This is a genomic window from Thermodesulfobacteriota bacterium (assembly GCA_036482575.1).
Classification (GTDB): Bacteria; Desulfobacterota; GWC2-55-46; order GWC2-55-46; family JAUVFY01; genus JAZGJJ01.
Map to the genome: position 1 here is coordinate 1 of JAZGJJ010000180.1, position 9,842 is coordinate 9,842.

General features: G+C 60.7%; 10 protein-coding genes. All 10 read right to left on the reverse strand.

Going from position 1 to position 9,842, the window contains the following annotated elements:
* Window positions 1-193 (reverse strand): DNA polymerase III subunit gamma/tau (locus V3W31_07820; GenBank protein MEE9614836.1); only part of this gene is annotated, 193 nt, incomplete at its 3' end.
* On the reverse strand, window positions 194-826 hold the full coding sequence (tmk, locus tag V3W31_07825) for a dTMP kinase (GenBank protein MEE9614837.1): 633 nt from the start codon (window positions 824-826) through the stop codon (window positions 194-196). It lies immediately after the preceding gene.
* Window positions 827-959: 133 nt separating this feature from the next.
* A complete protein-coding gene (locus tag V3W31_07830; protein ID MEE9614838.1) occupies window positions 960-1,298 on the reverse strand; it encodes a phage holin family protein in 339 nt (112 codons plus the stop codon).
* A 21-nt stretch (window positions 1,299-1,319) separates the two neighbouring features.
* Window positions 1,320-2,144 carry an inositol monophosphatase family protein gene (locus tag V3W31_07835; protein ID MEE9614839.1) on the reverse strand — a complete coding sequence of 275 codons (825 nt, stop codon included), beginning with the start codon at window positions 2,142-2,144 and terminating at the stop codon, window positions 1,320-1,322.
* Between the two features lie 87 nt (window positions 2,145-2,231).
* The gene (locus V3W31_07840; protein ID MEE9614840.1) at window positions 2,232-2,528 is read right to left on the reverse strand and encodes an FmdB family zinc ribbon protein; all 297 of its coding nucleotides are present in this window, start codon (window positions 2,526-2,528) and stop codon (window positions 2,232-2,234) included.
* A gap of 57 nt (window positions 2,529-2,585) precedes the next feature.
* A complete protein-coding gene (locus tag V3W31_07845) occupies window positions 2,586-3,245 on the reverse strand; it encodes a hypothetical protein (GenBank protein ID MEE9614841.1) in 660 nt (219 codons plus the stop codon).
* A 25-nt stretch (window positions 3,246-3,270) separates the two neighbouring features.
* Window positions 3,271-4,008 (reverse strand): tRNA pseudouridine(38-40) synthase TruA, encoded by a 738-nt coding sequence (gene truA, locus V3W31_07850; protein ID MEE9614842.1) that lies wholly within the window; start codon window positions 4,006-4,008, stop codon window positions 3,271-3,273.
* Window positions 4,009-4,017: 9 nt separating this feature from the next.
* Complete coding sequence (locus tag V3W31_07855; GenBank protein MEE9614843.1) at window positions 4,018-5,052, reverse strand: aspartate-semialdehyde dehydrogenase; 1,035 nt, start codon at window positions 5,050-5,052, stop codon at window positions 4,018-4,020.
* Between the two features lie 29 nt (window positions 5,053-5,081).
* Window positions 5,082-6,218, reverse strand: a complete 1,137-nt coding sequence (locus V3W31_07860; protein MEE9614844.1) for a DNA recombination protein RmuC — start codon at window positions 6,216-6,218, stop codon at window positions 5,082-5,084.
* A 1-nt stretch (window position 6,219) separates the two neighbouring features.
* The coding region (locus tag V3W31_07865) for an acyl-CoA dehydratase activase-related protein (protein MEE9614845.1) at window positions 6,220-9,842 on the reverse strand (3,623 nt) is incomplete at its 5' end.

A 9,842-nucleotide genomic window follows, 5' to 3' on the forward strand; every position in this document is an offset into this window, starting at 1 on the left:
GTATGCCCGGTCTGTCCTCCCCCCCCTCCCCCCCCTCGCAGTTAAGGGCCTTCGCGAACTCGCGGGCGACCTTTCCCTTGCCCACACCGTCCGGGCCGGCAAAGAGGTAGGAGTGGGCGACCCTGCCGGTAGCTATGGCCCTCCCGAGTATCTCCGTCTCCCTCTCATGCCCCAGGATATCTCCGAAAGACATCTATACACCAGCCTTTTCTATTATACCGCATATCTCTTTATGTATGGCCTCTATCTCCCCCTCACCCTTTACCACCCGTATCCTCTGCGGCTCCTTACCGGCGAGTTCGAGAAAACCCTTCCTGACGGAGGCGTGGAACTCCACGGCCTCCTTCTCGAAGCGGTCCTCCTTGAGTTCGGCCGACCCTATGCGGTGCCACGCCCTCTTAAGGCCCTCCTCGGGGGAGCAGTCCATAAGGAACGTCAGGTTCGGCTCGACACCCGCGGACGCCCATTCGTTGACCGATGTAACGGCCCCCATATCGAGCCCCCTGCCGTAGCCCTGGTAGCCCAGGGTGGAGTCTTTGTAGCGGTCGCATATGACGATCTTCCCCTCTTCCAGCGACGGCTTTATGACGTCCTTTACGAGCTGCGCCCTGCACGCCTCATAGAGGAAGAGCTCGGCCCAGTAATCGAGCCCCTCGCCCTCGACGCTTACGAGTATCGCCCTGACCCTCTCACCGAGCTCCGTCCCGCCGGGCTCCCTTACGGACACCACTTCCCTGCCCTTCCACTCGAAGTAGTCCTTGAGCATCTCCGCCTGGGTGGTCTTGCCGCATCCCTCGATGCCCTCGAACGTTATGAAAAATCCCAAAGTACGCCTCCTTAAAGGGAAAAAGCCATTATTTGATGATACAGGAAAGCACCCCCCGACGCAAGGCCAAAAACACCGACCGCCCGGTAATATATGGACAACTTCGGAACAAACGCAGGCTTCAGACTATTGACTACTCCAGGAGGGTGTTGGAGGTGGCGCTCAGGATGCTTATTATGATCGCGCCCCCGAGGGCCGCGCCGAGCTCGGTCACCTCGAAGCCGACCACCAGAGTGCCTATATACCACAGCACCGCGGCGTCTATTACGAAGGTGAAGAGCCCGAGGCTCAGGAAGTTTACGGGAACGGCGATGACCTTAAGGACGGGCTTTACGAATGTGTTCGCGACACCGAGCAGCAGAGCGACTAGTGCGGCGGGTATAACGCCGTCCACCCTCACACCGGGGAAGAGGTGGGCGGTGAGGTACAGCCCGCCAATGACTACGGCAAAGTTAACGATCGGCCTTAGCATGTCTGCCCCCCTTTGAGTCTGTCACGGCCTCCCGGCGCGGGGAGTGCCCCGGTGGGGAGCGCCCCGGCAGGGAACGCCCGGGCGGCCGAGCACCTCGTTCATCTCGCCCTCTATAAGCCCGTTGGAGGCAAGCACGTCGGCGGTCGCAGATGAGAAAGGACCGCCGTCCATGTCCTTTATCGATCCCCCGGCCTCGCTTACCATGAGTCCCGCGGCCGCCACGTCCCAGGGGCGGAGTTTCATCTCCCAGAAACCGTCGAACCTGCCAGCGGCCACGTAGGCGAGGTCCAGCGCCGCCGAGCCGGCTCTTCTTATGGCCTGGGCCCTTACCGCGAACTCGGCGAAGTGGTCGAGGTTGTTCCTCTCCGAGGTCCTGACGTCGTAGGGGAAACCGGTCGCCAGGAGGCTCCTGTCGAGCGTCTCGGTTTTGGAGACGCGTATCCTCTCGCCATTAAGGTACGCGCCCCCGCCTCTCTCCGCCGTAAAGGTCTCATCGAGCATGGGGTCGTATACCACGCCGAAAAGAAGCCCCTCGGGGTCCTCGAACGCTATGGAGACGCAGAAGACCGGAAAGCCGTGGGCGTAGTTCGTCGTGCCGTCGAGCGGGTCTATGACCCAGCGGCAGCCCGAGGCCGACACCCTCTCCTCGCTCTCCTCGGTGAGTATGCCGTGGTCCGGAAAGACCTTCCTTATCCTGCTGACGATAAGCTCTTCGGCCCTCCTGTCCATCTCGGTGACGAGGTCCACGGCGCCCTTGAACTCGATGGTGCCTGCCCTGCCGAGCTTCTCTCTGAGCATACCCCCGGCTTCCCTTGCCGCGCTTACCGCCGTATCCCTTATGTCCATCCGCGCCTCACCCCCCCTCCCTCAAAAAAAGAAAGAACCGGGGTCTTGCACGACCCCGGCCCGCAGTGCCTTACCCCGAAAGGGGTTCTATGACGATGACGGACAGCCCGCGCATTCCGGCTTCCCGGTGGACTGCGCCTTGTCCTTACCCTTGTCCGCCGACTTGTCACCGGATTTACCATCGGATTCGGGGGGAGCCTTGCCCTTGCCGCCGTAGTCGGTCGCGTACCAGCCGCTCCCCTTGAGGTGAAAAGAAGATTTGGATATGAGCTTATCCACGGAGCCCGAGCAGTGTATGCACTCGGTCAAGGGGTCGTCCGAGAACTTCTGTATCATCTCGAACTCTTTCCCGCACTCGTTACACCTGTATTCGTATATGGGCATTGCTTAAAACCTCCGTTCCGATTGTACTGTGGCGTAATATGACGTATTGCATATATTCTATGGTTTAGGGGGGCGGTTGTCAAATTTCCCCCTGCCCTTATCCTTCCCGCCGGGCCCGGCCTTATCCCCCTTATCCCCCTTCTTTCCCTTTCTTATCTCGTCGTTGATGGCGACAAAACCCTTCCCATCCCCCCTCAGCCCCATCACCACCCCGGCCGAGAGGCCGTAGTACTCCGAGAGGAACCTCAGGTTCACGAAGTTCACCACGTCGGCGTCGCTGAGCTTTATCGACTTCCAATCCTTTTGCGGCTTGTTCTTATAGTAACCGTAGGCCTTGCCGTAAGGCGGCCCCTTAACGCCCTCCACGGGCACGTAGAATACATCCGCTCCGAAACCCAGCCTGCGCGTTACGTCCATCCAGCTCATCCCGCCGAGCCTCATCGAGATCACGGTCATGGGGTCCATCTGCCTCCGGCTCGCGAGGAAGAACGCCACCGACAGCTCTTCGTCCGGAATGCCCCTTTCCCTGGCGACCCTGACGTTCCTTTCCGGCAGACCGTAGTAGCTGCCTACCGTAAAGTAAAAGCTGTCCGTTATGCTCATCCCCACGGACGTACCACCCCGCTCGGCCCGCTCCCCCCACTCAGCATGGACCGGGGCCTGCCCCATCGCCAGGACCGTTATCAAGGAAAAAAGGGGGAAAGAAAATTTCCTCATGGCACCTCTCCTCTCTTGCGTTCCGTTAATACTCGACCTCCATCAAAAAGAGTCCCCTGGCCGGGGCGGTCCACGGCGCGGCGGCCCTGCTCCGGGCCTCGACTATCCGGGCGAGGTCCGCCAGCGTAATCCTGCCGCTCCCGAGCTCCACGAGTGCAGCGACCATCGCCCTCACCATGTGCCTCAGAAACCCCGTGCCCCTTACGCGGAGCTCGATCATGTCGCCCTCCTTCCCGACGTCGAAGGAGAATATCTCCCTTACCGAATGCGCCGCGTCCGAGTCGGCGGCCCTGAAAGAGGAAAAGTCCTTCCTGCCGACCAGAAGGGCCGCGCCCTCGCTCATGACGTCCGTGTCCAGCGGGAGATCCACGTGCCAGGAAAAACGGCCCAGGACGGGAGAGCGGTGTTCCCTCCGGAGCACCCGGTAGGCGTAGGTCTTGCTCCTGGCGTCCCTCCTGGAGTCGAAGCCCGGCGGTACCTCCAACGCCTCCGTTATTGCCACGTCCTTGGGGAGGACGGAGTTAAGGCCGTCTCTTATCCCGTCGACGGATATGGAAGAGGTGGTCTTGAAGTTCGCGACCTGGCCGAGCGCGTGGACCCCGGCGTCGGTGCGGCCGGAGGCGATAAGCGCGACCTCCTCGCCCGTAATCTTCTTTAAACCCTCCACCAGGACGCCGTGGACCGTCGGAAGGCCGGGCTGGACCTGCCAGCCGACATAGTCCGTACCGTCGTACTCGAGGGTGAGCTTTATGTTGCGTGCCATCCCCGGTACTTAGAGGTATTCCCTCACGAGTAGTTCCGCTATCTGGACCGTATTAAGCGCCGCGCCTTTACGGAGGTTATCGGATACCACCCACATGTTTATGCCGTTCTCTACGGTATCGTCCCCACGGACCCTTCCGACGAACACCTCGTCGGTCTCCGCACAGTAGAGCTGCTGGGGATACAGGCCCTTTCCCGGGTCGTCCAGGAGCTTTATTCCCGGCGCTTCCTCCATTAAGGCGCGGACCTCTTCGGCCGATATGGGGTCTTCCGTCTCGACGTTCACGGCCTCGGCGTGGCCGACGAAGACCGGGACGCGCACGGCCGTTGCCGTCACCTTTATGGAGTCGTCACCGAGAATCTTCTTCGTTTCGTTCACCATCTTCATCTCTTCCTTGGTATAGCCGCTGTCGAGGAAGTCGTCTATCTGCGGCAGGCAGTTGAAGGCTATCTGGTGGGGGAAGACCGTCTTCTCCAGGGGCTTCATGGCGAAGAGGCTCTTTACCTGCTCTGTGAGCTCGTCCATTGCCTCCCTGCCCGCGCCCGAGACCGACTGGTAGGTGCTTACGACGACCCTCTTTATCCCGAACCGGTCGTGAATGGGTTTCAAGGCCACGACCAGCTGTATGGTCGAGCAGTTGGGGTTGGCGACGATCTTTTTCTTCATGTAGCCGGCGACCGCTTCGGGGTTTACCTCCGGCACCACGAGCGGCACGTCCGGGTCCATCCTGAATTGGCTCGTGTTATCGACCACCACGCACCCGGCCGCGGCGGCAACGGGCGCGTATTCGGCGCTCACCTTCGCCCCTGGCGAGAAGAGCCCTATGTCCACACCCTCGAAACTCTCCTTATCGAGGCGGCCCACCGTAAACTCCTCCCCCTTGAACTCAAGGGTCGTACCCTCGCTCCTCTCCGAGGCCAGGAGTTTCAGCTCGCCTACGGGGAACCGCCTCTCCTCGAGGATGGAGAGTATCTCCTTCCCCACCACGCCGGTGGCCCCGGCCACGGCTACGTTATAGACGTCCTTTCCCTTTCCGTTTTCCAAAGTGGTTCTCCTTTACGGGCGCCTGGCTCTCAGGAAATAAGTTTCCGCTGCTCAGTGGGTTGTGTGGGCGGCGCGGGCTCCTCGATCTCCGGCGTGTCGGAGCCTCCGAGAGAGCCGAGCTTCTCGCCGAACCGGTCTAATTTTTTCTGGGCCTCCTCGTACTTGCCCCGGGTGTTCGAGATATGCTTCCCGAGCACCTCGAAGTCCCCTGTGAACTTCTCGAACTCGTTGGTGAGGGTCTCGAGGTGGGAGAGTATGGCCTGGGCCTCCTTGCTTATCTCGAGCCCCCGGAGGCCGAGGAGGATGGTCTGCAAATAGGCGTAAAAGCTGTTGGGGCTTACCGGGACGACTCTCTTGGAAAAGGCGTACGCGGCGAGCTGCTTTTCGTCCCCGAACTCCTCGTCCTTTATGATCGTCTCGTAGTAGACGTTCTCGGCCGGGACGTACATGAGCGCGAAGTTCAAGGTGCCCTCATCCGGCAGTATGTAGCTGGAGGCTATCTCGTCTATGCGGTTCTTTACGTCCTTTATGAACCTCCGCTTGGCGGCTTTTTTCTCATCTTCCGTAGTGCTTTCGATGAGGCGCTTAAAGTTTTCGAGCGGGAACTTGGAGTCGACCGGCACGAGCCCGTGGCTCACCTTTATCACCGCGTCCACCCTGGCGCCGTTTTTAAAGCCGTACTGGAGCTCGAAGTGTCCGGGCGGGAGTATCTGGGCCAGGAGGTCCCCGAGAAAGAACTCGCCAAGCCCGCCCCGGAGCTTCGGCGCGCTCAGTATCTCCTGGAGGCTCGCTATGTCCTTGCCTATATCGAAGACCTTCTCCGTGGCCTTGCCGAGTTCGCCGAGCCCCTTGCTGACGTTACTTACCACCCTGGCAGCGTTGTCCAGCCGCTCGTTCATCTGGCCGCTCGAGGTCTGGATCTGGGAGGTGACGTTTGAGAGCTGGCTGGTGACCTGGCTTGTTACCTGGGCGAGCTGCTGGTTGACGAGCGCCATGTTGCCTGTAATGGCCTCGTTCAGCTCGTGCCTCAAGGCCTCGTTCTCCCTCTGGACGGCACCGAGGATGGTGTCCGCCTCCCCTGCCTTCGCCCCGAAAGCTTTAATCAGGAGGGCGCTGAGGAGCGCTCCCGCCACGAGCCCGATAAGGACTATTACCGCGGTCTCCATCCTACCGCCTTTCCATGAACTCCCGTGCCTGGTATACGAACGCCTCCATACGGGTCTTCGCGTTGGTGTCCTCTATGCCCTCGTAGACCATATTCAGGTAGGGGATGTTGTCGTTATCCTCCCGGACCCTCTTAAGCACCGCGTTCACCACGGTCCCGGGCATGCAGGTAAACGGCATGGTGTTGATCACGCCGTGGGCGCCGTTACGGATGTAGTCCATGACCTTGCCGACGCTCAAGACCGCTTCGCCCTCGAAGGAGTCGTGGATGTACGGCGCCGCGAGCCTTATGACCTCCTCGACCCTCGGCTCGTGCCCGCCCCTCAGGTCCCCGTTCATTACGTTCTCGAGCTTCTTCTCGTACCTGTGCTGGAAGAAGTTGGTAAGGGACAGGCCGAGGTAGTTGCCGTAGTTCTTCCTCACCTTGCTCCTCCTCTTGGAGCAGAAGTTCATATAGTATATCCATTCGGCTATGGGCGGAACCCTGACCTCGGCGCCGAGCGCCTCGAGCGAGGTAACCAGGTCGTCGTTGCTGAAGCGGTTGTTCCTGACGTATATCTCCCCGACCACGCCGACGATGGGCCTCGACCCTGGGGGGTCGGCGGGTATCGCGCTAAAAGCCTTCCTGGCGTCATCGAGCTCTTTATCGGGGAACCTCCTCTGGCGTACGGCGTCGCAGACCTTGCTTACGCCGTCCCAGTATACCTTCTCGGTATCGCCTGCGGTCTTCTCGTAGGGCCGGGTCTCGCGGAGCCTCTTCTCCAGGAGGTCCACGCCGACTACCCCCCACCAGGCGACCTTGGGGAAGTCCTTCTCCACCACGCCGAGGTCCTTGTAGAGCTCCTCGTCCTGGTCCGGAGCGTAGACGGGCACGTCCTCGAAGCCGAGATCCTTCAGGACGAGCCTGTGGTAGCGGTTGTACTGGCCGAACCTGCAGGGGCCCTTGCCCGAGGGCATGAAGAAAGCGCTCTTCCCCCGGTCGAACTCCGGACTCCGTATCATCTTCACCATGTCGCCGGTCGTAAGGGTGGTCGGGTAGCACTCCTTGCCCGAGGTATAGCGGCGCCCGAGTTTCAGGGACTCGTCGTCCGGGTCCGGCATGACCTCGGCGTCCACCCCGAAGGCCTGGAAGGCCGCGGCAAGGGCGTGGGTGCCGTCGCTCATGTTCGGGATGTAGAGCCTCTTCTTCACCTCGGACTTCGTATTCGACACCTCTTTCACGGCCGCGGGGCGCACCTTTTTCTTCCTTATGTTCCGGAGGCTGTCGAGGAACGCCTCGCATCGGGTTACGGCCCCGGCGTCGGCCGAGTGCTCGTCTATCTCGAGCTGGAGGAAGGGTTTCCCCTTGAGCTCCTCCTTTATGAAGTGCACTATAAAGGAGTCCGGGCCGCAGCCGAAGTTGGTTATATATATCGGGTAGAGCCTCGGGTCGTCCCTTATTATCCTGGCCGAGGCCAGTATCCTCTGCCCGCTCTTCCAGTACATCTCGTTGGCCATCTCGTCGTCTATGGCGTCCTCCACGGGGAGCATGTCGAGAGGTATGGCGATGGTATTCAAGTCCCGGAGTCTCTGAGGGAGTTCGAGGTTTATGCCCGAGTCGGCCGTATTGTAGGGCCTGCCGACTATCACAATCGCCGTGTCGTCGTCGGAGAGTCCGGAGATGACCTCCTCGCCGCGCTTCAAGAGGGCCCGGCGGAACTCGTCCTGTGCGGAGAAGGCGGCCGTCATGGCGCTCTCGGTAGCCCCCTTGCCCGCGCCGAGCATCTTCCCGAGTTTCTGGAACTCCTTCCTGAGCCCCGCCCTTCCCTGGTTAAAGTGTAAGACGGGTGCTATGACCTCGACCCCCTCGAAATCGAACGAAGAGTTGGAAAGGTAGGGCATGGTCTGGACGTAGGGACAGACGGCCGTGTGGTGCTGGCCCTCCCTGGCGGGCTTCATGTTGATCACGCTCGGGAGGAATATCTTCTCCACCTTCTTCTCGATAAGCTCGTAGACGTGGCCGTGGGCGACCTTCACCGGGAAGCAGGTCTCGGTGACTATCCTCCCGACGCCCTCCTCTATTATGTCCTTATTGGTGCCCGAGGAGAGCACCGTCCGGAAGCCGAGCTCGGAGAAGAACGCCTTCCAGAAGGGGTAGGTCTCGTAGACGAAGAGCGCCCTGGGTATGCCTATGGCCGGTGCGTCCTTAGGGAGCTTCCTGCCCCAGCGGGACGAGAAGAGCAGTTTCTGGCGCTCACCGAAGAGGTCGGGGAGCTCGTTCTTCTCGACGTCGTCCCTCTTTACGTCGTACTTCTCGCAGCGGCTCCCGTAGTACAGCGGGGCCTCGCCCTCGATCTTGACTTCCTTTATGTCACAGATATTGGCGCAATCCCTGCACTCGAACGACTTGAGCGCGTACTTCCTCCTGCTCAGGTCGAACCCCTTGAACTTCGTCTCTTTGGCGGAGTCCATCTCCCTCATGGCGAGTATGGCCGCGCCTATGGCGCCGGTGACGTCGTGGTGCTCGGGGACCGTAATCTCCCTGCCTGTAATCTTCTCGAAGGCCGCGACCACGGCGAGGTTCGCCGCCGTGCCGCCCTGGAAGAATATCTTCTCCCCGACGGGCCTGTCGCCGACCACCTTGTTCAGGTAGTTATGCACTATGGAGTAGGCGAGCCCGGCAACGAGCCCGTCCTTCCCTACCCCCTTCTGCTGGTAGTGCACCATGTCGGTCTCTATAAAGACGGTGCACCTCTCGCCCATGGGAGGCGGTGTGGTGGAGGCGAGGGCCAGGTCGCTGAACTCTTCCTTTATGTTTATGCCGAGCCTGTCGGCCTGCTCCTCGAGGAAGGAGCCCGTGCCGGCGGCGCAGACCTTGTTCATCTCGAAGCCCACCACCACGCCGTCCTTGAGGGATATGTACTTGGAGTCCTGCCCGCCTATCTCGAATATGGTATCCACCTCCGGGTCTATCTCGGCGGCGGCGGTGGCCTGGGCCGTTATCTCGTTCCTCACGCAGTCGGCGCCGACGAAGTCGCCCGTAAGGTACCTGCCGGAGCCGGTCGTGGCCGCGCCGAGCACGTTAACGAACTTGCCGCACTCCTCACCGACCTCGTCGAGCCCCTTCCTTACCGCCTCAATGGGACGTCCTGAAGTCGAGAGATAGCGCTTGGTGACGAGCTTCATCTCCTTATCTATAAGGACGACGTTCGTGCTCGTGGAGCCGACGTCGAGCCCGAGGTAGACGTCAAGCTTCTTCTCCGCATCGAGGAGGTAGCCGGTGGAGGTCCTCAGCTCCGAGGGGTGGCCCGTGGGGCGGGAGAGTTTTTCGAGGACCTTATCCTGCTTCCTGCCGTCCTTTAGATAGGCCTCTAACTCGGCGAGCCCCTTGAACTCTCCCACCCCTTTGTTCTTTTCGATTGCGTTAAAGACGCTCCCGAGCGCCCCGGTGGACGCGTAGCGCTCGGGTATTATGTAGTCGTCGTCGTCGAGTTCGAGGACGTCCTTGAATGCCTTCCTGACGCCTGCGTTCGCGGCCACCCCTCCCTGGAATGCCACCGGCTTTTTAAAATCTTTACCTTTACCGATCGTGGCCTTGAAGTTCCGGGCCACGGCGTAGCATAGCCCGGCCACTATGTCGTAGTCCG